Origin of the sequence: Streptosporangium nondiastaticum, from assembly GCF_003011965.1 — a bacterium.
In the GTDB taxonomy this organism is placed as follows: Bacteria; Actinomycetota; Actinomycetes; order Streptomycetales; family Streptomycetaceae; genus Streptomyces; species Streptomyces nondiastaticus.
In genome coordinates this window covers 21,280-43,696 of sequence record NZ_PXWG01000014.1, presented here as the reverse complement: position 1 = coordinate 43,696, position 22,417 = coordinate 21,280, and the positions used below count along the sequence as shown (strand labels likewise).

The 22,417-nt window shown below is 73.6% G+C and carries 19 protein-coding genes; 6 read left to right on the top strand and 13 right to left on the bottom strand.

All coding sequences use genetic code 11. From position 1 onward, the window contains the following. Positions 1-6 precede the first annotated feature (6 nt). The gene (locus B7P34_RS09015) at positions 7-2,769 is read left to right on the top strand and encodes a discoidin domain-containing protein (protein WP_106675293.1); all 2,763 of its coding nucleotides are present in this window, start codon (positions 7-9) and stop codon (positions 2,767-2,769) included. 78 nt (positions 2,770-2,847) lie between these two features. Here B7P34_RS09015 and B7P34_RS09010 read toward each other — a convergent pair whose 3' ends face one another. From B7P34_RS09010 to B7P34_RS08975, 8 genes are all read right to left on the bottom strand, one after another. Beyond that, positions 2,848-3,981, bottom strand: a complete 1,134-nt coding sequence (locus B7P34_RS09010; protein WP_106675292.1) for a GDSL-type esterase/lipase family protein — start codon at positions 3,979-3,981, stop codon at positions 2,848-2,850. After that, a complete protein-coding gene (locus B7P34_RS09005; protein ID WP_223267662.1) occupies positions 3,978-5,267 on the bottom strand; it encodes an MFS transporter in 1,290 nt (429 codons plus the stop codon). The genes B7P34_RS09010 and B7P34_RS09005 overlap by 4 nt, the downstream gene beginning before the upstream one ends. Continuing rightward, positions 5,264-5,956, bottom strand: a complete 693-nt coding sequence (locus B7P34_RS09000) for a FadR/GntR family transcriptional regulator (protein ID WP_189382602.1) — start codon at positions 5,954-5,956, stop codon at positions 5,264-5,266. Before B7P34_RS09000 ends, B7P34_RS09005 begins: the two co-directional genes overlap by 4 nt. A gap of 54 nt (positions 5,957-6,010) precedes the next feature. Beyond that, positions 6,011-6,847, bottom strand: a complete 837-nt coding sequence (locus tag B7P34_RS08995; RefSeq protein WP_106675290.1) for a methyltransferase domain-containing protein — start codon at positions 6,845-6,847, stop codon at positions 6,011-6,013. Positions 6,848-6,902: 55 nt separating this feature from the next. Next, on the bottom strand, positions 6,903-8,123 hold the full coding sequence (locus B7P34_RS08990) for an acyltransferase family protein (protein WP_106675289.1): 1,221 nt from the start codon (positions 8,121-8,123) through the stop codon (positions 6,903-6,905). A 124-nt stretch (positions 8,124-8,247) separates the two neighbouring features. Continuing rightward, positions 8,248-9,168, bottom strand: a complete 921-nt coding sequence (locus tag B7P34_RS08985) for a hypothetical protein (protein ID WP_106675288.1) — start codon at positions 9,166-9,168, stop codon at positions 8,248-8,250. A gap of 46 nt (positions 9,169-9,214) precedes the next feature. After that, the gene (locus tag B7P34_RS08980; protein WP_106675287.1) at positions 9,215-10,405 is read right to left on the bottom strand and encodes a DegT/DnrJ/EryC1/StrS family aminotransferase; all 1,191 of its coding nucleotides are present in this window, start codon (positions 10,403-10,405) and stop codon (positions 9,215-9,217) included. 52 nt (positions 10,406-10,457) lie between these two features. Then, entirely contained in the window at positions 10,458-11,630 is a 1,173-nt protein-coding gene (locus B7P34_RS08975) for a sedoheptulose 7-phosphate cyclase (RefSeq protein ID WP_106675286.1), read from the bottom strand. A gap of 557 nt (positions 11,631-12,187) precedes the next feature. Between B7P34_RS08975 and B7P34_RS08970 the strand changes: the two genes are divergently transcribed. Together B7P34_RS08970 and B7P34_RS38375 are read left to right on the top strand one after the other, a co-directional pair. Further along, positions 12,188-13,150, top strand: a complete 963-nt coding sequence (locus tag B7P34_RS08970) for a LysR family transcriptional regulator (RefSeq protein WP_223267661.1) — start codon at positions 12,188-12,190, stop codon at positions 13,148-13,150. Between the two features lie 67 nt (positions 13,151-13,217). Next, entirely contained in the window at positions 13,218-13,622 is a 405-nt protein-coding gene (locus B7P34_RS38375; protein WP_223267660.1) for a hypothetical protein, read from the top strand. Positions 13,623-13,731: 109 nt separating this feature from the next. Here the strand turns inward: B7P34_RS38375 and B7P34_RS08960 are convergent, their stop codons facing one another. Together B7P34_RS08960 and B7P34_RS08955 are read right to left on the bottom strand one after the other, a co-directional pair. Then, positions 13,732-14,424 (bottom strand): YoaK family protein, encoded by a 693-nt coding sequence (locus B7P34_RS08960; RefSeq protein ID WP_106675284.1) that lies wholly within the window; start codon positions 14,422-14,424, stop codon positions 13,732-13,734. A gap of 92 nt (positions 14,425-14,516) precedes the next feature. Further along, the gene (locus B7P34_RS08955; RefSeq protein ID WP_223267659.1) at positions 14,517-16,094 is read right to left on the bottom strand and encodes an MFS transporter; all 1,578 of its coding nucleotides are present in this window, start codon (positions 16,092-16,094) and stop codon (positions 14,517-14,519) included. A 121-nt stretch (positions 16,095-16,215) separates the two neighbouring features. On the opposite strand from B7P34_RS08955, the gene B7P34_RS08950 reads away from it, so the two are divergent. Then, positions 16,216-16,620: a winged helix-turn-helix transcriptional regulator gene (locus B7P34_RS08950; protein ID WP_223267658.1), complete on the top strand. Its 405-nt coding sequence runs from the start codon at positions 16,216-16,218 to the stop codon at positions 16,618-16,620. 36 nt (positions 16,621-16,656) lie between these two features. On the opposite strand, the gene B7P34_RS08945 is transcribed toward B7P34_RS08950, so the two are convergent. Both B7P34_RS08945 and B7P34_RS08940 read right to left on the bottom strand, forming a co-directional pair. Next, positions 16,657-17,514, bottom strand: a complete 858-nt coding sequence (locus B7P34_RS08945) for a DUF4097 family beta strand repeat-containing protein (RefSeq protein WP_106675282.1) — start codon at positions 17,512-17,514, stop codon at positions 16,657-16,659. An 89-nt stretch (positions 17,515-17,603) separates the two neighbouring features. Then, positions 17,604-18,140: a hypothetical protein gene (locus B7P34_RS08940; protein WP_106675281.1), complete on the bottom strand. Its 537-nt coding sequence runs from the start codon at positions 18,138-18,140 to the stop codon at positions 17,604-17,606. Positions 18,141-18,388: 248 nt separating this feature from the next. Here B7P34_RS08940 and B7P34_RS08935 point away from each other — a divergent pair, with 248 nt between their 5' ends. Next, positions 18,389-19,567 (top strand): nitric oxide synthase oxygenase, encoded by a 1,179-nt coding sequence (locus B7P34_RS08935; protein WP_106675280.1) that lies wholly within the window; start codon positions 18,389-18,391, stop codon positions 19,565-19,567. Positions 19,568-19,593: 26 nt separating this feature from the next. Here the strand turns inward: B7P34_RS08935 and B7P34_RS08930 are convergent, their stop codons facing one another. After that, on the bottom strand, positions 19,594-20,448 hold the full coding sequence (locus tag B7P34_RS08930) for a maleylpyruvate isomerase family mycothiol-dependent enzyme (RefSeq protein WP_223267657.1): 855 nt from the start codon (positions 20,446-20,448) through the stop codon (positions 19,594-19,596). Between the two features lie 76 nt (positions 20,449-20,524). Here B7P34_RS08930 and B7P34_RS08925 point away from each other — a divergent pair, with 76 nt between their 5' ends. Beyond that, positions 20,525-22,393, top strand: coding sequence for a CASTOR/POLLUX-related putative ion channel (locus B7P34_RS08925; protein WP_223267656.1), 1,869 nt, complete (start codon positions 20,525-20,527; stop codon positions 22,391-22,393). The last annotated feature ends 24 nt before the right edge of the window (positions 22,394-22,417 follow it).

Sequence of the window (22,417 nt, the reverse complement as noted above, 5' to 3'; positions counted from 1 at the left end):
AGAACAATGACGTACTCCCACCGAGCGCGCCCGCGCCCGCGTCCCGCCCGCCTGACCGCGCTGCTGCTCGCCGGAGCGCTCGTCGCCCCGGTGGCGCCCGCGGCCGCGGCGTCCGCACCACCCCCCACTACCGCCGACCGTTCCCCCGCCGCCGTCCCCCCGTCCGCCGGCTGCCGGACGGGTGACGGCTGGTCGCTCGACTCCACCAGCATCGACGCCGCCGACACCCATCACGCCTACGTGGGCAACGGCTACCTGGGACAGCGCGTCCCGCCCAACGGCACCGGCTACACCGGCAGCGACACCAAGACCGGCTGGCCGCTCTTCACCCCCAGCTACGACGGCTCGTTCGTCTCCGGGCTCTACGCCCACAACCGGCAGACCGCCGGCGACCGGCAGGCCGTCGCGGCGCTGCCCACCTGGACCGGGCTCACCCTCGGCACCGGCGGCTCCCACGGCGACACCTTCAACTCTTCGACGGAACCGGGCCGGGTCTCCGGCTACCGCCAGACCCTCTTCCTGCACTGCGGCATCGTCCGCACCTCCCTCACCTGGACCGCCGCCGACGGCAGGAAGACCGACCTGGTCTACGAGGTGCTCGCCGACCGCAACGACCCGCACGTGGGCGCCGTCCGGCTGCGCATGACGCCGCGCTGGAGCGGCGAGGCCACCGTCACCGACGAGATCGACGGACACGGCGCCCGGCGCATGCAGCAGACCGGCGGGGGAGACCGGACCGAGGGGCCCGGCCGCGACGGGCGGACCATGGACGTGGCCTTCCGCACCGACGGCACGGACACCGACGGCGCCGTCGCCTCCACCCTGCGCGCCGGGAACGGCGTGCGCACGGACAGGGCCCGCGCCGCCGGCGCCGCGAAGGACCTGACTGCGCGGCAGTCCCTCGCCTTCCCCGTCCGCAACGGCCACGCCTACGAACTCACCAAGTACGTCGGCGTCGACACCGCGCTGACCTCGCACGCGCCCCGCCAGGACGCCACCGCCGCGTCACAGCGCGCCGCCCGCCGCGGCTGGGACGGCCTGCTGCGCGCCCACACCGCCGCCTGGGCCCGCCTGTGGCGCGCCGACATCGAGGTGCCCGGGCAGCGCGACCTGCAGGCCTGGGTGCGCTCCGCGCGCTACGGGCTGCTCTCCAGCAGCCGCAAGGACGCCTCCGACAGCATCGCCCCGGCCGGGCTGACCAGCGACAACTACGCGGGACTGGTGTTCTGGGACGCCGAGACCTGGATGTACCCGGCCCTGCTGGCCACCGACCCCGCACTCGCCAGGAGCGTCGTCGAGTACCGGTACCGCACCCTCCCGGGCGCCCGCGAGAACGCCCGCAAGCTCGGCTACCAGGGGCTGTTCTACCCCTGGAACAGCGGCAGCAAGGGCGACCTGGCCCAGGAGTGCCACAGCGTCGACCCGCCCCACTGCCGCACCCAGATCCACCTCCAGTCGGACATCTCCCTGGCCGTCTGGCAGTACTACCTCGCCACCGGCGACACCGCGTGGCTGCGCGAGCGCGGCTGGCCGGTCATGAAGGGCATCGCCGAGTTCTGGGCCGGCAGGGTCAGCCCCGACACGGACGGCAGCTACTCCATCAAGGACACCGCCGGCCCCGACGAGTACAGCAACGGCGTCGACGACGCGGTCTTCACCAACGCGGGCGCCGCCACCGCCCTGCGCCACGCCACCCGCGCCGCACAACTGCTCGGCGAGCGCGCGCCGGGCGAGTGGACGTCGATCGCCGACCGGATCCGCATCCCCTACGACGCGCAGCGCAAGGTCTTCGAGCAGTACGACGGCTACCGCGGCAGCAAGATCAAGCAGGCGGACACGGTGCTGCTGATGTACCCGCTGGAGTGGCCGATGCCCGAGGGCGCGGCCGCGAGCACCCTCGACTACTACGCGCAGCGGACCGACCCCGACGGCCCGGCCATGACGGACTCGGTGCACGCCATCGCCTCCGCAGCGATCGGCGAGCCGGGCTGCTCCACGTACACCTATCTGCAGCGCGCCATCCGGCCGTTCGTCCGCGGGCCCTTCGCCCAGTTCTCGGAGGCCCGCGGCGCGAAGGCGGGCGCCGAGGACCCGCTGGCCGGCTCGCCCGCGCACGACTTCCTCACCGGCAAGGGCGGCTTCCTGCAGATCTTCACCAACGGCCTGACCGGCATGCGGATGCGCGAGGACCGGCTGCACCTCGACCCGATGCTGCCCCCGCAGCTCGGCCGCGGCGTCACCCTGCGCGGGCTGCGCTGGCAGGGCCGCACCTACGACGTCGAGCTCGGCGACAAGCAGACCACCGTGCGGCTCACCGACGGCGCGCCGATGACCCTCGACACGCCGCAGGGCGCGAAGGTGGTCACCAAGAGGGCCCCGGTCCTCCTCGACACCCGCCGCCCCGACCTCGCGCCCACGGACGACAAGGCCCGCTGCACCGCCGCCACGGCGTCCTCGGAGGAGCCCGGCATGTATGCGGGAGCCGCCGTTGACGGCAACACGGCCACGGCATGGGTCCCGGACGGGGCGGACGGCACCCTTACCACCGACCTCGGCAGGTCCGTGCGCGTCAGCAAGGTCGCGCCGGCCTGGAGCGGCCCGGCCCCGTCCTCGTACGCCGTCCAGCTGTCCGCCGACGGGCGGCACTGGCGCGACGTCGAGGCCGGCGGCGGCAGTGCGCCGCAGGCCGCGCGGTACGTGCGGGTGGTGGTGTACGGCGCCGGGGCCGCGGGGTCCCGCACGGGCATCGCCGAAGTGACGGTCTCGTAGCGGACGGGAAGGACCCCGCACGGCCGGGGGTGCACGTGAAGTGCGCCGTGCGGGGTCGTCGTGGAGACGCCGGTGGCGTCAGAAGGCGAGCGCGCGAAGGTCGACCGCGGCGGCCATGGCCTCGGCTCCGGCGTCGTTGAGGTGCATGCCGTCGCCGCTGTCGAACTCCGGGCGGATGTGGTCCGGCCGCTCGGGGTCCTCCACGGCGCGGGCGACGTCGAAGACCGAGTCGAAGGCGCCGCCGGTGCGGATCCACTCGTTCACCTCGCGCCGGGCGGCGAGGCCCTCGGGGGTGTTGTGGCCCGGGTAGACGGCTCCGGCGAACGGGCCGACGGTCGCCGCGTGGATCGTCAGCCCGGCCTCGTGCGCCCGGCGGGCCAGCTCGGCGAACCCGGCGATCAGCTCGCCCGCCGTGGCGGGGGGCAGCCCCACCATCCCCGGCAGGCCCAGGTCGTTGATGCCGAAGTTCACCAGGACGTGGGCGGCGCCGGGCACGGACAGCACGTCCTGCTCGAAGCGGGCCAGGGCGTGCTCGCCGATCTCGTCGGTCAGCAGCCGGTTCCCGGCGATGCCCTGGTTGACGGTCCAGCCGCGCTCCAGCCGCCGGTTGAGCGCGTCGACGGAGCGCCGGTTGGTGCCGGGCGTGGTGCCGACGCCCTCGAACCAGGAGTCACCGAAGGCGACGGCGACCGCCGTGCCCTCCTCGGCGAGCACGTCGATCCCGGTGACGTAGAACCGGCAGGGGACCTCCTCAGCCCCGGGGAGGCTCGCCGCTGCGGTCCGGTTCCCGGCGGCGACGTAGGACGTCTCGCCGGGCATGTGCGAGAAGGTGGCCGGGCCGGTCTCCGCCGGCAGGTGGAGGCTGAGGACGAGGTCGGCGCCCGCCCGGACGGGCAGGCCGACCGGGTCGCTGACCACCTCGCCGCCCGCCGGGACTGTCACCTGCGCGAGGCCGCCGAAGCGCACCCCGGTGTCGGTCTCGGCGACGATCTCGCCGGCGGTCTTGCGCTCGGCCACCCGGGCGTCGGCGACGGTCAGCGGGGAACGGCCGTAGCGGTTGGAGAGCCGCACGCGGAGCTGCTCGCCGCCGCCGGCCATGTGCAGGACCTGACGGACCGTCTGGTCGCTGAAGCCGCGGGGCTCGGTGAGCCGGATCGTCTCGTACGGGCTGATCACCGCGCTGCGGAACCCCGCCACCCACTGCTGGGTCATGACGCGCCTTTCTCTCGGGTGCTTGTCGTTCGTACGGTCGTTGTGGTGAGCGCCTGCTCCCGGGGGACCCCGGCCCGCGCCGCGACCGTCCCCGGCCGGCCGCCGCGCAGCCGTCGCGCGAGGGCCGCGCTGATGGCCAGCGTGGCCAGGCACAGGACGGCCAGCGTGAGGGGCAGGGCGCCGACGTCGTACTCCTCGATGACCGCGCCGAGCGCGGGCGGGAAGGCGACGGAGCCGAGCATGGCCGCGGCGATGACGTAGGCCATGGCGTTGCCCGAGGCGGGCGCGGAACGGTTCAGCCAGTTCAGGCCGTTGGGGAAGATGGGGCCGATGCACAGGCCGGCGGCCGCGTACGCCCAGGGGGCGAGGCCGGGCACCGGCACCAGCAGGACGCTGAGGGTCATCAGGGCGCAGGCGCCGGTGACGATCGCGGCGGGGGACCAGCGGCGGGCCAGCGGGGCGACCAGGAAGCGGCCCACGGTCATGGCCAGCCAGTACGCCGAGGTGGCGACGGTCGCGCCCGTCATGCTCCGACCGAGCGCGTGCAGGTGGGTGGGCTCCCAGTTGCCGATGCCGCTCTGCACCGCGAAGTGCAGCATGTAGACGGCCACGAATCCGGCGAGCACGACGGCCAGGCCGCGTCCGCCGGAGCGGTGGGCCGGTGCCGGCGCGGCCTCGGCGAGTTCGGCGGGCGTCGGGCGGGCCCGCACCCCGCGGACGCACGCCAGGGGGATCAGGGTCAGGAGGCCGATCGTGATGAACGTGGCGCCGTAGCGCTCGGGGCCGGTGACGGCGATGACGGCCGGCGCCAGGACGGTGCCGAGGCCGAAGCAGCCGTGGGCCACGTTCAGCAGGGCCGGGCCGCGGGCGCCGAGCCCGATGAGGAACAGCCGGCTGATGGCGAAGTCGACGCCGCCGAGGCCGAGTCCCATGACGACGGCCGCCCCCAGCATCAGGGACCACGTCCCGGAGAGGCCGAAGGTGACGGTGCCCGCCAGCATCGTCAGGTACGAGGAGATCAGCAGCGCGCGGTTGCCGATCCGGCGGTGGACGGAGTGGAAGCCGAGGACGCCCACCACTGCGCCGAGCGACTGGGCGGCCAGGGCCAGCCCGGCCGTCGGCTCCGATAAGGAGAACTTGTCGCGCAGGGCGGGGACCACCGGTCCGTACAGGGCGATCAGCGCGCCGATGATCACCATGCCCAGGCAGGACGCCACCACGGCGGTGCGGGTGAACAGCGGCTCCTGCTCGCCGCCGGGGGAGGGCGCGCCGCCCCGGGCCGTCACGGCGCGTCCTTGCCGGCCGGCGCGAGCGCGATCAGGAAGGCGGACACGTGCTCGGCCGCCGCGTCCCGCGCGGCCTGCGGGTCGCCGCCGTCGATCGCCTCCAGGATGCGGGCGTGGCCGGGGTCCCCGTAGTGCTCCTCGGGGCGGCGCACGCCGCCCACCCGGACCGAGTCCCGGACGGAGCCGAGCATGCTGCTGTAGAGCCGGGTCAGCACGGGATTGCCCGCGGCCTCGACGACGGCCGTGTGGAACTCCACCGCCGCGCGGTTGAACTCGCCCGCCCTGCCGTCCCGGTGGGCGGCGGTCTGCCGCTCGTACACGGCCGCGAGGCGGTCCAGGCCGGCCCGGCTGCGGCGCTCGGCGGCGAGGCCCGCCGCCTCCACCTCCAGGCCGCGGCGGGTCTCCAGGACGTAGCGGAGCTCGGCGTCGGCCAGATAGCGGGTCAGGACGGCGTCGACCTCGTGGGTGCCGCGCACGAACGTGCCCCGGCCCTGCGCGGTCTCCAGCAGGCCCACGTGGACCAGGGCCTGGACCGCCTGGCGCAGCGTGCTGCGGCTGACCTCCAGCTCGGCCACGAGCTCGTCCTCGACGGGGATCTTGCTCCCCATCGGCCACCTGCCGCTGACGATCTGCGTCTTCAGCCGCTCGATGGTGCCTTCGATCAGTGCCGAACGCGGTACAGCGCGCACTCCGCCCACCTCCCGATAGAACATATCATCATCCCTTGATAAGGGTAGCCTAACCTATTGCTCGGCCGGGACCGTGCCGACGGCGACCGTGGTGCCCTCGCTGACGTAGCCGTGCCGGGAGCGGAGCGGGTGGTCCTCCGCGCCGGCGTCGGCGAACGGCGCCCACCGGTGCTCCCAGCCGCCGCCCAGGCTCCGCGCCTGCCGGGCGATGAGGGCGCCGGTGCGGGTCCAGAACCGCAGGGTGCCCGGGTCCAGCGGGGCGAGGTGCTCGATCACCGTCGTGTGCTGGCGCACCGATGCGAGGCCCGACTCGCGGAGCCAGCGGTGGAGTTCGCGGCCGCGCAGCAGCTGCCGGGCGTACGGGCACGACGGGGCCGCCGCGCGGAAGAAGTCCGTGAACAGGAACGGATCGCCCGGCCGTACCGCGACCGCCGTGACGTCCGGCACCTGCACGGCCACCAGCCCGCCCGGCCGCACGACCCTGCGCAGCTCCCGCAGGGCCCGGCCGAGCGTGCCGTCGTCCAGGTGCTGGAGGACGTCGGCGCACCACACGGCGTCGAACGAGCCGTCGGCGTGGGGCAGGTCGAGCACGCTCGCACGGCGCACGTCCACGGGCCGCCCGGGAGCGTACTGGCGCATGCGCTCCGCCGCGGCCGCCGTGTTCCGCTCCAGCCGGTCGACCGCCGACACGCGCCCACCGGGGCCGACCAGTTCGGCGAGCCACGGCAGGAAGTCGCCGCTGCCGCAGCCGGCGTCGAGCACGCTCCACCCGGAGCCGATGCCCACCTGCTCCAGCGCGGACTGGTAGGACTGCAGGCAGCCGGCGGGGCGGGCTTGCTCCTCGGCGGGGGCGGCGGGTCCGGGCTCGGTGGCGCGATCCATGGTCAGCATGGCGAAGTTCCTTACGGTGGTGCCGGGCGGGTGCGGGCGGGGCGTGCGGCTTGCTTCAGTCCTTGTCGGCGGCCAGCTCGGCGGGGCGCGGCCGGGAGAGCTCCGGACCGGGCCGCACGCGCGGGCCGCCGGACGCGACGGGAATGCTCTTCCCGCCGGAACGCGGCGCCGTCAGCAGGCGCATGGCGGGCATCTCCCACCACCGGTAGACCGCCCAGGCGATCAGGAGGGTGACCGCGGCGAAGGCGGCGGCGAGCGCGGACGCCGTCCAGGCGTTCCAGGACGTGTCGTGGCCGAGCAGGTCGTGACCGATCCTCAGGACGGTCTGGTGCACGAGGTAGAAGGCGAAGGACACCTCGCCCAGCCACACCATGGACCGGCTGCGCAGCAGGGAGCCGCGGCCCTCCAGGTCGGCCATCGCGACGGCGGGGATGAACAGCGTCAGGGGGATCACGGTGAGGGCGGCGAGACCGTAGAGCACGGGGGCCACGACGGCGGCGGCGTAGCCGATCGCCAGCAGGCCCGTGGCCACGGCCACCGGAACCCGGGGCCACGCGCCGTCCTTGACCAGCTTCGCCACCGCGATGCCCAGGAGGAACTCCAGGCAGCGCGACACCGGGAACGCGTAGACCAGCCAGTACTGGCGCACGGACACGCCGCTGTCCGCCTCGGGGTGCGACACGTCGAGCGGCATGCCGGGCCCGCCGTGCAGGAGGCCGGCGACCACGGGCAGCAGCAGGACGCCCGCGACGGCCGCGGCGGCGACCGCCCAGGTGCCGGGCCGGCCGAAGCGTCCGACGAAGCGCGCCAGCAGCGGGAACATGAGGTAGAAGAACAGCTCGCAGCACAGTGACCAGCTCGGCCGGTTCACGCTGAAGAAGAAGTCCAGCCGCGGGATCCACGTCTGCACGAGGGCGAGGTTCGCCGTGGCGGACCCCGCGGCGACCTGCTCCCCGAACAGCAGCAGGAGCGGCAGGGTCAGCATCCAGAGCAGGAGGTGGTTCGGGTAGATCTTCGCGAGGCGGCGGCGCAGGAACTCACCCGCCGACCGGCCCGGCTTCGCCGACCAGGCGAGGACGAACCCGCTCAGGACGAAGAAGAACGAGACGCCGACGCCGCCGGCCGGATTGAAGACCTTCGACAGCACCGGGTTGGTGCCGTCGTCGTACAGCTTCTCCACGCTCAGGTGGAAGAAGAAGACCAGCAGGGCCGCCACGAACCTCAGGCCGGTCAGGGACGGGAGCCGCGAATCGGCGAGTGCCCGTTCATTCCTCATGTTTCCCCCATGGATTTCTTGCTTCTGGTCGTGCGCGCGCGGTGCGGCGCGGTCAGGTACGGGCGCGGTCAGGTACGAGCGGTGCCGCGCGCCCGGCCGTCCCGGGCGCGCGGCACCCGCACCGTCAGGCCGTGAACTCGACGTCCAGGCCCGAGCCGGCGGTGAGCAGGACTCCGGTCCCGCCGGCCGCGGACCCGGTCGCGGCCCCGGCCTCGGAGAAGCCGAAGCGGCGCGACAGCCCGGCGCCCGATCCGGCCGGGTCGTCCGAGCGGAAGACCATGCGGGACGCCCCGACGGCGAGCCGGTCGCCCGTGCGCCGGACCTCGTCCACCACGTGCTCGAACAGCTCGATGTTGGTGTGCTCGCCGATGCGCACCATGGCCATCTTCGACAGGGCCGGGACGGGCGTCTCGAACTGGCGATCCATCAGCTCCTTGCCGGTGCTGATGACCGACCCGAGGACCCGTCGGCCGCCGAGGCAGTCCGTCAGCAGGGCGACCGCGGCGTCGAGGTCCCGGACGCTGTAGCCGACGTGGTCGATCCCCATCAGAGTGGGAACCGGGGACGCCGTCACCGGCACCTGGCCGTGGAAGAGCTCCGCGGCCTCCGCCGAGGGGGTCTCCGGCCACTCCTGGAGCTCGCCGTACGCGCCCCAGGGGAAGCGGAAGTAGACCCACTTGTGGTGGCGCAGCGCCCCCTCGGGGATCTCCATGACCTCGCCGAGGATCCTGATCCCGGGGCACTGCGCGAGGAATTCCGCCGCCCGCTCGATGTCCCCGGTGCGGAAGCAGAAGTGCGCGGTGCCGATGTCCACGACCGAGGCGTCGAACGGCGCCCCGGCGGTCGCCTCGTACGCGAGCAGGCGCAGCCGCGTCCGCGGGTCGAGCTGCAGCAGGACGCTGCGGGCGGGCGCGCCGTGGTCGTCCACGAGCGTGTCCGAGCCGTCCGCGGACAGCGACTCCGCGCCGAAGACGGTCCGGAACAGGTCCGCCGCGGCGTCCACGTCCGGCACCGCCATCGAGAAACCGTCCAGGGTGTTCTTCACCGGATGCTCCGATCCTTGGGGCGTGAAGGGAAGGGGGTGGGGGCGGTCACGCGGTCACCGCGGACCGGACGGCGGAGTTGAACGCCTCGGCTGCGCGGGCCACGTCCTCCTCGGTGCTGTGCACGCCGACGCCGAACCCGGAGCCGAGGTGCGCGTCCGAGACGCCGACGGAGACGGCGACGGAGCGGGACAGCAGATCGTCGGTGCGGGGCAGGTCCCCCCGCTGGTAGCGGATCGACGCGTTCCCCTTCAGCTGGGGCATGTTGCCGTAGTAGTGGCGGCCCGAGTCGACGAGCGGCTTGGTGGACAGCTTCTCCGCCACCTCGCGGGCCCGGTCCGCGCTGTCGAAGGTGTGGACGACGACGCTGGCGCAGTCGCCGTCGGCGTCGTTGAGGGGGCGCTGCCGCATGCCCTCGTGCGGCTCGATGAGCCCGGCGAGGCGGTCCCGGACGCGGCGGGTCCCGGCGAGCACGGCGTCGACCCGCTGCAGCTGGGCGCAGGCCACGGCCGCGCTGAGCTCGGGCATGCGCAGGTTCAGGCCGAACGTCGCCTCGCCCGTGCCCACCCCGTTGTTGTCGCGCAGGGGAGGCCAGCCCTGGTCCTGGTAGGCGAAGCCGCGGGCGTAGGCCGTGCGGTCGCGGAAGAGGGCCATGCCGCCCTCGCCGCAGGTGATGACCTTGAAGGGGTTGAAGGAGTACGCGCCGGCGTCGCCGACCGTCCCCAGCCGCGCGCCGCGGTAGCTGCCGCCGCAGGCCTGCGCGGCGTCCTCGATCAGCAGGATGCCGTGGCGGTCGGTGACCTCCCGCAGCCGTTCCAGGTCGCACGGCGCGCCCAGCATGTGCACGGCCATGACGGCGCGCGTCCGGGGCGTGATCCGGCGCTCGACGTCCTCGGGGTCGAGGGTCAGGGTCTCGTCGACCTCCGCGAGGACCGGCGTCGCGCCGAAGTGGCCGATCGAGCCGATGGAGGCGACGTAGGTGTAGCCGGGGACGATGACCTCGTCGCCGGGGCCGATGCCCAGGCCCGCGAGGGCCGTGGCGAGGGCCGAGGTGCCGCTGTTGACGGCGATCGCGGGGCCGCTGCGGAAGAGGGCCTCCACGTCGCGCTCCAGCCTCCGGACGAAGGAGTGCTCCTCGGGGTCGTCGAACAGGTAGCGGGTGAGGCTCCAGTTCGCGAGCACCTGCTCGACGTTGCGTCGCTCCTCGTCGCCGAGGAATTCAAATCCTGGACCCGGCACGGGTCTCCTCCTGGTGTGGTGCGGTGGGGGCGTGGTCCTGAGGGCTTGGTGCTCAGCGCTGCGGGGCGGGGGCGGGCAGGTCCTCGCCGGCGGACTGCGCCAGCTCCTTGAGCAGCGCGGTGACCTGGTGCAGCTCCTCCCGGGTCACTTCCTGGGTGAAGGTGCAGGAGCCGATCTCCTGGACGACGGGCAGGTTGAGGCTGCCGTCGCGGTGCAGGCGGGCCTCCTCCATCGCGCGCTCCAGCATGCCGATGTCGTAGAACAGCGGGTGGTCGAGGGGGAGCCCGACGCGGTGCATGGTGCGGGCCACGCGCCGGACGTCGGTCCCGCTGAGCCGGCCCCGGACGTACGAGAGCACCGCGGTGAACAGGCAGTCGATCGCCACCGCCTCGCCGTGCAGCAGCTCGGGGACGACGGCCATCTCGATCGGCGGGCTGAAGGTGTGGCCGTAGTCGACGATGCGGCGCAGGTCCTTCTCCCAGAGGTTCTGGCGCAGTTCGGACTGCATGCCGTCGATGGCGCGGGTGACGACCTCCTCCGCGGGCTCCGTGCGGAAGTGCGAGGCGACCAGTTCGGGACCGTGCTCCTCCAGCAGGGAGAACAGCCGGCTGTCCTTGATCATGGCCATCTTGAGGATCTCGCCGCACCCGTTGACGAGGTGCCGGCGGGGCAGCGAGGCCAGCAGACCCGTGTCGACGACGGTCCGCATCGCGGGGTGGAAGGTGCCCAGCCGGTTGCGGTTGCCCTGGTGGTTCACGGCCGTCTTGGCGGAGACGCTGCCGTCGATCATGCCCAGGAGGGTGGTGGGCACCCGCACCCAGGGGATGCCCCGGCGGTAGATGCTGGCGGAGAAGCCCGCGACGTCGATCAGGACGTTCCCGCCGATCGCGATGGGCGGGTTGCTCTGCCGGCGCGCGCCGGACCGCTCCAGCGCGTCGACGATGGAGAGGCAGGTGTCGAGGTTCTTGTTGATCTCGCCGGAGTCGACCTCGATCACCTCGGCGGTCACGTCGTGGGCGGCGAAGTACGCCTCCACGCGCTCGCGGAGGACCGTGGACAGCGCCGCGTCGAGTATCACGAGCTGCTTCGCGGCGGGGTCGCTGCGGTCGACGGTTTCGAGCAGCAGCGGATTGTCCGGGGAAAACACGTCCCGGGTGATGGCGACGTGATATTTCACCTGCAGCTCGGCTTCGATGTCCAGAGTGTTCTGGGTGGCAGGAGACATGGGTCTTCCCTCCCGGGTGAATGCACAAGGGGAACAGGGCGATCAGCGCGTGACGCGAACTTCCGGAAACCGATTCCCATCGGCCGGGAATGTCCTTGCGCCGAGCATGTATCGAACCCCAGGCGGGCTTCATCGCCAAGCAGGATTACGTACGCGCATCATTTATTCAGCACGCGTATGAAAGTGTCCGCAGTGTGGGCGAGTGCCGCCGTCCATGGCCAGCTGATGGCGCTGAGCAGGGCGAACGCTACTGCTTTCGCTGCACCCTTTGCGAAAGTTTGACGGGGTGTGATGTTTGTGGAGCGGGGTGGTTGCGTGATCAACCAATGTTCGCGTCTTGTCCCGGATGCTAGGTTTCCTGTGCGTACTGACCGAAGAACGGGGGAGCGGCAGGCGTGCAATGGAGCACGTGGGCGCCGCATGGCTCTTCAGTGCGGGAACCGGATGAGCGACCGGTTTATCCCGGCGTCGTCACGCGGGCTCCCCTTTGTGTTCCGTCCCCGTGGATGCGCGTTCATCCGGGGGCGTGTAAGGGGGCTTTGATGTTGCGTGAGCACGTGCGTCCATCCGTCGGGAACACGGACGTCGACCTGTCCCAATTCCGGTGTTTCATAGCGGTCGTCGAGACGGGCAGCTTCACCGGCGCGGCCCGGCGGCTCCACGTGACCCAGCCCACCGTCTCCCGCGCCGTCCAGCGCTTGGAGAGCGCGCTCAACGCCCGCCTCCTGGACCGCTCCACGCGCCACCTCAGCCTCACCCCCGAGGGCAGGGCGTTCCACGCGGACCTGACGGAGGCCTACGCCCACCTGGACCGGGCGATCAGTCGGCTGCACTCGTCCTCGGTCCTGCGGATCGGCTTCTGCTGGCTGCTGCCCGAGCAGTTCTCCCGGTTCGTCGCGCGGTTCGCCAGGGAGGCCGGGGTCGACTTCGAGTTCGTGCGCGACGACACGGCCACGGCCGGCCTGGACGACGGGCGCACGCACGCCGCCCTGCTGCGCCGCGTCCCCCGCGACCGGCCCGTCACGGCGCTCCCGCTGTGGCAGGAGCCCCGGGTGGCGGCCGTCGCGCGCACCTCGCCGCTGGCCCGGCGCGACCACCTGGACTGGGCGGAGCTCGCGGACTGGCCGCTGGTCCGCAACACGGTGAGCGGCACGACCGCCCCGGACCTCTGGCCGCCCGACCGCCGTCCCGCGGTGGGTGCCGTCTGCGGCAATTACGACGAGTGGCTGGAGGCCGTCGCCGCGGACCAGGGCATCGGCACCGTGCCGGAGCCGGCCGCCCGGCGCACCAGCCACCCGTCGGTGGTGTACGTGCCGCTGCGGAAGGCCCCGCCGGTCCAGGTGTCCCTCGCGCTGCCCTTACGGGGTGCGCACCCGCTGGCCGAGCGGCTCGCGGCCGCGGCCGGGCGGGAGTTCCGCCGGTCCGGAGGGCCCGCCGAGCCGGGAGTTCCGCCGCACCGGGATCGCGCCCTCGGCGCAAAACACCTCATCTCCGGCGCAAAACACTCGTTTACCGCCTGATCCCCGCCGGGCAGGCTCCTCGTCGTATCGAACTGGAGTGCTTGATTCGAGCAGAAGAGGTATCAACGTGAAGCTCATCGTCCGGACCGGGCTCGTCGCCGCTACGGTGCTCGGAGCCGTTGCCACCGCCGTCATCCCCGCCTCCGCCGCCGTCGTCACCGACGACCCGCGCCCGGTGGCCGGCGCGCACGCGGTGGTGCCGAACCCGAAGACGATCAAGGCGGCCGACTACAACCAGGCCCGCAGCACCTTGGCCAAGGCGGGCAGCCAGACGGCCGCCAAGTCCCACCCCGTCCACGGGAAGACCGACGTGCCGGTCAGCTACGGCACCAGCCTGCTGGCCGCCGCCCGCGACGAGTTCCGGCAGACCGACAAGAAGCTGCCGCCCAAGGACAAGAAGTCGGACATGTCGATCGCTCACTACAACGCGATCCACAGCGCGGCGAAGACCATGGGCATCGACACCTGGTGATGCGTCAGCAGCGGGGCATCCGCTGCTCCCTGCGCACGTCTGGGCACGCCCCGCTCCCCGCTCGTGGGGCGGGGCGCGTTCGTGCCCGCAGCCAGGCGGGACCGCGCTGTCACCGCCCCCCGGCCCGTACGGGCACCGCGCCGGCCGCGAGCAGGACCAGCGCGAGCGCCGGTGCCAGCGCCGGTGCCGCACCCTCCCGCAGGAAGAGCGTGCCCCCGCACAGCGCCCCGGTGAACATCGCCGTCAGGGAGGCCAGGCGCCGTACGGTCGCCGGCCCGGGGGCGTCGGCGGCGAGGCCGGTCAGGGTGCGCGTCAGCACGGTGGTCGTGAGGTCCGGGACGGCGAGCGCGCGGACGGCGGCGTTCTGCAGGCCCATCCCGCAGCCGAGCAGGGCGATGAGGGCCGTCTGCGCCGCGGCCGTCCGGTGCCCGGCCGTCAGGGCGACTGCCAGGGCTGCCGCGACGAGCCCCGCGTGGACGGCCGTGACGGCGGCGAACAGCCGCTCCCGCTGCGGCACGCGCCGGCCGATCCGGCCGGCCGTCCAGGCCCCGGCCGCGAAGGTGCCGAGGGCGAGCAGGGACGCCCGGACAGACAGGTCGCCGTCGCCCGCCAGGGCGAAACCCAGGAAGACGACGTTGCCGGTCATGTTGGCCACGAAGACGTGGTCCAGGCCGAGGAAGCTGACCGCGTCCACGATGCCCGTGGCCAGCGTGAGCACGACGAGCACGGCCGGCAGGGCGCCGTGCTCGTTGGTGCCGTCCGGGAAGAGCCGGCCGGCGGCGCGTTCCAGAACCTGTCGCATCCGGTCTCCTCAACGGCCGCGAGCCGCCCCGGCGCCGTTCACCTTTCGCGGCGCCATCACCGGAGCGTACGCGCCGGCGGCGACGCGGTGGACTAACCGGCGCCGTCGCGGCGCGGGCGCAGGGCCGCCGCCGCCAGGACGGCGGTGAGCGCGAGACCTGCGGCGGCGACCGCGGCGACCGCGGTGAAGCCCTGGTCGTAGGCCCGCCGGGCGGCGCCCAGCACCGTGCGGGCCGCGGACCCGCCGAGCCCGTCACTCACCTCCGCGGCCCCGCTGAACGACTGCTCCACGGCGGCGCGGCGCGCGGGGGAGAGGCCGGGGAACGCGGGCAGGGATTCGCGGTAGACCGCCGCGAGCACCGTCCCCAGCACGGCCACCCCCAGGCCCGCGCCGAGTTCGAAGGACGTCTCCTGGATCGCGGCCGCCTCGCCGGAGCGCTCCGGGCGGGCCGCGGCCATGAGGGAGTCGGCGCCCAGGGTCATGACCACGCCCGCCCCGTACCCGGCCACCAGCATCGGTCCCGCCAGCGAGCCGTACACCCCCGTGTCCCCGGCCACGGCCAGGACGGCCAGCGCCACCGCGAAGGCGGCGAGCGCCCCCGTCAGGGACCACCGCCCGCCCCACCGGGCCGACAGCCACGGCGCGGTCGCCGCCCCGGCGGCGTTGGCCGCGGCCAGCGGCATCAGCGCGAGCCCCGCCCGCAGCGGGGAGAGGCCGCCGGACTGCTGCAGCCACTGCGTGAGGAAGAACAGCAGGGCGACGTAGCTCCCGAAGCAGCTGATCACGCACACCGTGGCCGTCGAGAACCGGCGGTCGGCGAACAGCGAGACGTCCAGCAGGGGTTCGGCGAGCCGCCGCTGCCGCCGGACGAACACGGCGAGGAGGAGCGCCCCGCCGAGCCCGGCGGCGACCACCGGCAGGTCCGCGGTCAGATGCTCGCCCGCCCGCTTGAGCGCGTAGACGACTCCGCCGAGGCCGGCGACGGACAGCGCGACGCCGGGCAGGTCCCAGCGGCGCGGCACGGGATTCCTCGACTCGGGGATCACCCGGGCCCCGACGGCCAGCATCACGACCACGACCGGCACGTTGACGAGGAAGACGGCACCCCAGCCCCAGCGCTCCGTCACCAGGCCGCCCAGCAGCGGCCCGACCGTCGCGCCGACGCTGTGCGCGGCGGTCCAGACGCCGATGGCGACGCTCCGCTCCCGGTCGTCGGTGAACACGACCCGGATCACGGCCACGGTGGACGCCATGATCATGGCCGCGCCGGCGCCGAGGGCGGCCCGGGCGGCGATCAACTGCCCGGCCGACGCGGAGAACGCGGCGGCCGCCGACGCCAGCCCGAACACCGCGAACCCGGCGAGCACCATCCGCTTGCGGCCGATGCGGTCGCCCAGCGTGCCGCACGTGACCAGCAGGGAAGCCAGGGTCAGGGAGTAGACGTCGACGATCCACAGCAACTGCGTGCCGCCCGGGTGCAGTTCCCTGCTCATGCTCGGCACCGCGACGTGCAGCACGGTCAGGTCGATGCCGCACAGCAGCAGGCTGGTGCACAGCACCGCCAGGACCGCCCAGCGGTTTCCCCGCGCGGCAGGCGGCTTCTCCGAGGCGGGTGTTGCGCGGACCGGCGTCTCGCACTTCGGCATCTCAGCGGACATCCCAGCAGGCATGCCTGCACTATGGGTGGCTACCGACGGCACGGACAAGTACGGTCAGGAAAGTGCCGTAGTACCACTCTGTATACCGACTCCGGACACCGGCTCCGGACACCGACCTTGGGGGGTGAACTCCGTGCGGGACAGCAGGGAGCAGACCCGGACACCGGATTACTGCGCGATCGAGACCGCCATGGAAGTCCTCGGCGGCCGCTGGAAACTCGCCATCCTCAAACAACTGCTGGGCGGCACCCGGCGGTTCAGCGAACTGCAGCGCGCCCTCCCGCGCATCACCCAGCGGATGCTCACGCGCCAACTCCGCGAGATGGAAGCGGACGGGCTCCTCACCCGCACCGTCTACCGCGAGGTGCCGCCGCGCGTCGAGTACGCCCTCACCGAGGCCGGCCGGAGCCTCGACGCCATCGCGGACCAGCTCGACACGTGGGGCCGCTGGTACCGGGACACATACCGGGCGGGGGCGGGAGGGGCGGAGGAAGGCCCGGGGGAGAAGAGGCCCGCCGGCGCGGCCGGGGCTCCCTGAGGTGCCCCGGGCGTGCGGCGGGAGCGCGGGCCCGTCTCAGACGGCGCCGGCGCGCCGGATCGTGATGTCGCCGGCCGAGGTGATGGCGTAGACCTCGGCCGTCTCGGCGGCGGCGCCCGGGCCGTCGGACGCCGTCAGGGAGTTGAGGACGTTGCCGGCCTTGGTCCGGACGTCGAGGCGCGCCGCCGTGCCCTCGGCGATGCCGATCTCGATGCGGCCGCTCGACGTGCCGAGGACGGTCTCGCCGCGGACGACCTCGCCGATGCGGATGTCGCCCGAGGTCGTCTTGGCCTCCAGCGCGGCGTGGGCCTTGCCGACGGTGACGGTGCCGTTGGCCGAGCGGACCCGCAGTTCGCCGGCGGCCTCGCCGATCCGGGTCTCGCCGTTGGCGTTCTTGATCACGGCCGAGCCGGTCAGGGCGCCGACCCGTACGGCGCCGGATCCGGTCGTGATGGCGGCCGGGCCGTCCACCCGGTCCGCCGTGATGTCGCCCAGAGAGGTGGTGAGGGTGGCGCGACCGGTCCGCTCCAGCTGGATGTCGCCCGCCGACGTCTTGATGCGGCACTCGCCCAGCCGGCCGCGGCAGTGGAAGGCCGCCAGCTGCCCGGTGCCCTCGGCGTCCGAGCCCGCGGGCAGGCCGACGGTCACGTCGACGGACCCGGACCTGCCGAAGAGGCGCGACGTGGGGCCCTTGACGAGCAGCCGGCCCCCGGCGAACTCGACCCGGGTGTCCTCGGCGGCCTTGGCGTCCGCCTCGCTCCGCGGGTCGCTCGGGCGCACCTCGACGGCCGTGTCGGTGCGGTCGCCGGCGTCGAGGCGGACGTCGCCGATCGCCAGGTCGACGGAGACGGAGATCGGCTGGGGCGTCTCGTAGGACGTCTCGAAAACAGGCATGGCTGCCCCTCCAGGTGAACCGGCCGGCCGTGCTCGCCGACCGGATGCGTGGTGCTGCCGCGGCGCCGGGCGGCCGGCGCCGGGGGCGGTCAGACGACCCAGCCGGTGTAGTGCTGGCCGCCGCGCGGGGCGCGCCGTTCGGGGCGGCGGGCGCGGTCGTCGTCGAGCATGGCGGAGACCGAGCGGACCAGCCAGGCGTTGACCGACAGCCCCTCCCGGCCCGCGGCCTCCTCGATCCGCGTCTTCAGGTGCTCGGGGGGCCGGAAGTTGATGCGCGACGTGGCGCCGTCCTCCGCGCCGGCCGGCGGCAGGGGCGCGGCGGGCAGCGGCGGCACGGCGGCGGGCGCGAAGTCGTCCCCGGTGTCGCCGGGGCCGTGCTCGGCGGGGGGAGGAGTGACGACGAAGCTGGGGTCGAGCCCCCGCAGGCGCACCTCCACCGAGCCCGGCGCCAGCTCGCGGGTGATCTCGTCCGCGGCGGCCGACAGGGCGTCGAGCAGGACGAGCCGGACGGCGGAGGAGAGCGGTGTGACGAGCCGCTCGGCGAGCTCGCGCGCTTCCGCGTCACCCGCCTCGGCCGCGACGAGGAGCTCCTGTCGCAGGTTGTCGACATACCGCATCAGTTCCATGGCGCCATCCTTGCAGCGCCGTGGCGCCACGAGCAAATCTCCGGGCCGCGCCCGGCCTGCCGGGCGCTACCGGGGCCCGCGCGGCCCGCCGCGGACCACACCCGCAAGACCCCGTCAGCCGTATCGCCGGACTCCTTGGCCGCCGCTGTGCCGCCGCATACGATGTCCCGGCGCGCAGTCCGAAGGTCTTCCGAGTCATTCCGGCCGCCCCGCGCGGGGCGGTGACGGCCGGCGCAAGGTGGGGGCTGATGACGACCGATCAGGGGGAAGCGGAGCGGTTCGTACGGCAGTTCGCCGGCGAGTCCGGGGCGGGCGACGACGCCCTCCGCGCACGGCTGGCCGCGATACGCCGGGAGATAGCGGAGACCGGCAGCTACCGCCACACCCCCGAGGAACTCGCCTTCGGCGCCAAGGTCGCCTGGCGCAACTCCGCGCGCTGCATCGGCCGGCTGTACTGGCAGAGCCTGCGCGTGCGCGACCGCAGACACGTGACCGCCCCCGCGGACGTCGCCGCCGAGTGCTTCGCCCACTTACGCGCCGCCACCAACGGCGGCCGCCTCAGGCCCGTGGTCACCGTCTTCCCCCAGGACGACGCCGAGGGCCCGCCCGTCCTCATCTGGAACGAGCAGCTCATCCGCTACGCCGGCTACTTGCGCTGCGAAGGGGGCTGCACCGGCGACCCGAGAGGCTTCGGCCTGACGCAGCTCGCGAGCAAGCTGGGCTGGGAGGGCGCGGGCGGCCGGTTCGACGTCCTGCCCCTGATCGTCCAGACCCGGGAGCACGGCCTGCAGTGGTTCGGCGTCCCGCCGGAGGACGTCCTCGAAGTGCCGCTGAGCCACCCCGCGCTGCCCTGGTTCGCGGACCTCGGCCTGCGCTGGCACGCCGTCCCCGCCATCTCCCACATGCGGCTGCGCATCGGCGGCATCTCGTACTCCGCGGCCCCGTTCAACGGCTGGTACATGGGCACGGAGATAGGCGTCCGCAACCTCTGCGACTCCGATCGCTACGACGTCCTGCCGGAGGTCGGCCGCAGGCTCGGCCTCGACACCTCCAGCGCGCGCACCCTGTGGCGCGACCAGGCCCTCGTCGAGGTCAACCGCGCGGTCCTGCACTCCTTCGACGCCGCCGGCGTCACCATCGCCGACCATCACACCGAGTCGGCGCGCTTCCTGCGCCACGTGGACAGGGAGGAGACGGCGGGCCGGGCCTGCCCCGCCGACTGGTCGTGGATCGTCCCGCCCATGTCCGGCGGCCTCACCCCCGTCTACCACCGCTACTACGACGAACACCGGCCCCGCCCGGACTTCCATCTGGACGACGGCGCCCGCCTGCGCGCCCAGGGCGTGGCGGAGGAGGAACACCGGCCCGGCGGGCCGCCGTACGGGGGCGTGGGGCCCGCCCGGTGGGCGTCGCGCACAGGCGGGTGACGGCCCCGACACCCCTCACTGACCTCTCAGACCGGCGGGACCAGCACGGCGTAGCGGTCCAGGGCCTCCCGGTCGCCGGTCACCGTGAGCCGGTCCGCGGGGAGCCTGCCCCAGAGGAACAGCATCAGCTCCGAGGCCGTGCCGGAGACTTCCGCGTCGCACGGGTCGTCGTCCCGTACGAGCCGGACGGCGTCCCCGTCCACGCACACCGTCCACACGCCGTCGCCGTCGCCGTCACCGCCGTCGCCGGTGCCGTCGGCGATGTCGGTCCGCCGGAAGCGGTACCGTTCGCCCGTCCCGGGCGGGGCCCCGCTGCGGGCGCGGCTCCACGGGGCCATCACCTCGAACGAGTGGCTCACGGCGTCCGCCGCGAGTCCGGCGCCGACCGGGCGGGGCGCGCCGAGGGCGTTCTCCGCGTCCCAGCGGTGCACGGCCGCCTCGATGGCCTGCACCCGCAGCCAGAACCCGGTGGTCTGCTCGCGCGACCACGTCCACGCGGGCTCGTCCGGGCCGCGGCTGCGGAACAGCGCCTCCAGCGCGGACGCCCCCTCCGCGAACCAGTCGGCCAGACTCTCCGGCAGCGGGCCGAGGTTGGGCGCCGACTCCGGCCGCGGCCAGTCACCGGTGTCCGCGGGGAGACCGGCGAAGGACGGGTCCGCCGAGGGGTCCGGCGGGCCGGTGAGCCGGCGCTCGATGATGTGGGCGACGCCCCGGTGCACGCTGCCCAGGTGCACGACCAGATCGGACACCGACCAGCCGGGGCAGGAGGGGACCGGCGGCGCCGCACCGGCCCGGGCCACCCGGCGGGCCACGGCCTCGAACGCCCGTGCTTCGGCGTGGAAACGGGAGAGTCCGCGGTGGAAGGGGGAAAGGCGGTCCACCCGCTCATTCTGCCACCGGAGGCGGCCCCGCCTGGAATGATCCGAGCAGGCACAGGGGGGAGCGGGAAGCGTGCGCGTGACGCTGAGGCAACGGCTGCGGTACTGGTTCGACGCCACCATGGACCGCGGGACGCCCGCCCTCATCGGCTGGCTCGCCCTCGCCTCCCTCCTGCTGATCACCTCCATCACCGTCCTGGTGGTGCTGAGCACCGACGAGGAGACCGAGGCCAACGGCGGCTGGCCGGGCGTCGCCTGGATGAGCATGCTGCGCACCCTCGACCCGGGCACCATGGGCGGCGACACCGGCGGCCCGGTCTTCCTGGGGCTGATGCTGACGGCGACGATCGGCGGCATCTTCATCGTCAGCGCGCTCATCGGCGTCCTCACCACCGGCCTGGACAACCGGCTCCAGCAGCTCCGCAAGGGCCGCTCGCGCCTCGTCGAGCACGGGCACACGATCCTGCTGGGCTGGTCCGAGCAGGTCTTCACGGTGGTCGCCGAGCTGGTGGAGGCCAACCAGAGCGAGCGCCGCTCATGCGTCGTGGTCCTCGCCGACCGCGACAAGGTGGAGATGGAGGACCAGATCCGCTTACGGGTCCCCGACACGGGCCGCACGCACGTCATCTGCCGGTCCGGCAACCCCCTCAAGCGGGCGGACCTCGAACTCGTGAGCCCGGACACCGCCCGGGCGGTCATGGTGCTGCCGCCGGGCGGGGACGACGGCGACACCGGCGTCATCAAGACGCTGCTGCTGCTCAACAACCGGACCTGGTCCGGCCGCCGCCGTCCCCACGTCGTCGCGGCCGTGCAGGACTCCGGCAACCTCTCGGTGGCCCGCCTCGCCGCCGGGGAGACCGGCCTGGTCATCGACGCCGAGGACTTCGCCGTACGGCTCGTCGCCCAGTCGCACCGGCAGACCGGCCTCTCGGCGGTCTGCGACGAGCTCCTCAGCTTCGTCGGCAACGAGATCTACCTGCGGCCCGAGCCCTCCCTGACCGGCATGACGTACGGCGAGGCCCTGCACTGGTACGAGCTCGGCGTCCCCATCGGCATGCGCCGGACCGACGGCAGCGTGCTTGTCAACCCTCCGATGGACACGCTGATCCGGGGCGGGGACAGCATGGTCGTCGTCGCCGAGGACGACCTGCTCATCCGCCTCGCCGAGGCCACGGTCCCCGTCGTGCGCACGGCCATCGCCTGCCGGCCCGGGCCGCCGCCCGTCCCGGACCGGACGCTGCTCATCGGCTGGAACTCCCGCGGGCCGAAGATCGTCACCCTGCTGGACCAGCTCGTCCGCCCCGGCTCCGTCATCGACATCGCCTCCCCCCGGCGGCCGGCGGACGCGCTGGCCGTTCCCCGGGTGAGCCTCACCGTGGGCCACCGGCCCTGCACCCCCACCAGCCGGCGCTCGCTGGAGTCCCTCGGCCTGGGCGGCTACCAGCACATCGTCGTCCTCTCGGACGAGACCGTGCCGCCCGACCTCGCCGACGACCGCACCCTGGTCACCCTGCTCCACCTGCGCGACATCGAAGTCCGGCTCGGCGACCCGTACTCGATCGTCACGGAGATGAACGACGACTGCAACCGCGAGATCGCCCAGGTCACCAAGGCCGACGACTTCATCGTCAGCACCAAGCTCGTCTGCCTGCTGCTCACCCAGCTCGCCGAGAACCCGGACCTGTACGACGTGCTGTCCGACCTCTTCGACCCCGCCGGCTCCGAGATCTACCTCAAGCCCGCCGCCCGCTACCTGCGGCCGGGCGCGCGGGCCAACTTCGCGACCGTCATCGAGGCGGCCCGGCAGTGCGGCGAGACCGCCATCGGCTACCGGCTCGGCGCGCTCAGCGACAAGCCGCCGTTCTACGGCGTCTTCCTCAACCCGCCCAGGGGCGCGGCCCTCGCCCTCGGCGAAGGGGACCACGTGGTCGTGCTCGCCGAGCAGTGACGGGCGAGGAGCGGGGCGGTGCCG

Coding starts and splice junctions, on each gene's coding strand:
- B7P34_RS08955 (WP_223267659.1), bottom strand. CDS start 16,094: ATGCCTGCTGGGATGTCCGCTGAGATGCCGAAGTGCGAGACGCCGGTC.
- B7P34_RS08945 (WP_106675282.1), bottom strand. CDS start 17,514: ATGCCTGTTTTCGAGACGTCCTACGAGACGCCCCAGCCGATCTCCGTC.
- B7P34_RS08975 (WP_106675286.1), bottom strand. CDS start 11,630: ATGTCTCCTGCCACCCAGAACACTCTGGACATCGAAGCCGAGCTGCAG.
- B7P34_RS08995 (WP_106675290.1), bottom strand. CDS start 6,847: ATGCTGACCATGGATCGCGCCACCGAGCCCGGACCCGCCGCCCCCGCC.
- B7P34_RS08960 (WP_106675284.1), bottom strand. CDS start 14,424: ATGCGACAGGTTCTGGAACGCGCCGCCGGCCGGCTCTTCCCGGACGGC.
- B7P34_RS08940 (WP_106675281.1), bottom strand. CDS start 18,140: ATGGAACTGATGCGGTATGTCGACAACCTGCGACAGGAGCTCCTCGTC.
- B7P34_RS09010 (WP_106675292.1), bottom strand. CDS start 3,981: ATGACCCAGCAGTGGGTGGCGGGGTTCCGCAGCGCGGTGATCAGCCCG.
- B7P34_RS08935 (WP_106675280.1), top strand. CDS start 18,389: ATGACGACCGATCAGGGGGAAGCGGAGCGGTTCGTACGGCAGTTCGCC.
- B7P34_RS08990 (WP_106675289.1), bottom strand. CDS start 8,123: ATGAGGAATGAACGGGCACTCGCCGATTCGCGGCTCCCGTCCCTGACC.
- B7P34_RS09015 (WP_106675293.1), top strand. CDS start 7: ATGACGTACTCCCACCGAGCGCGCCCGCGCCCGCGTCCCGCCCGCCTG.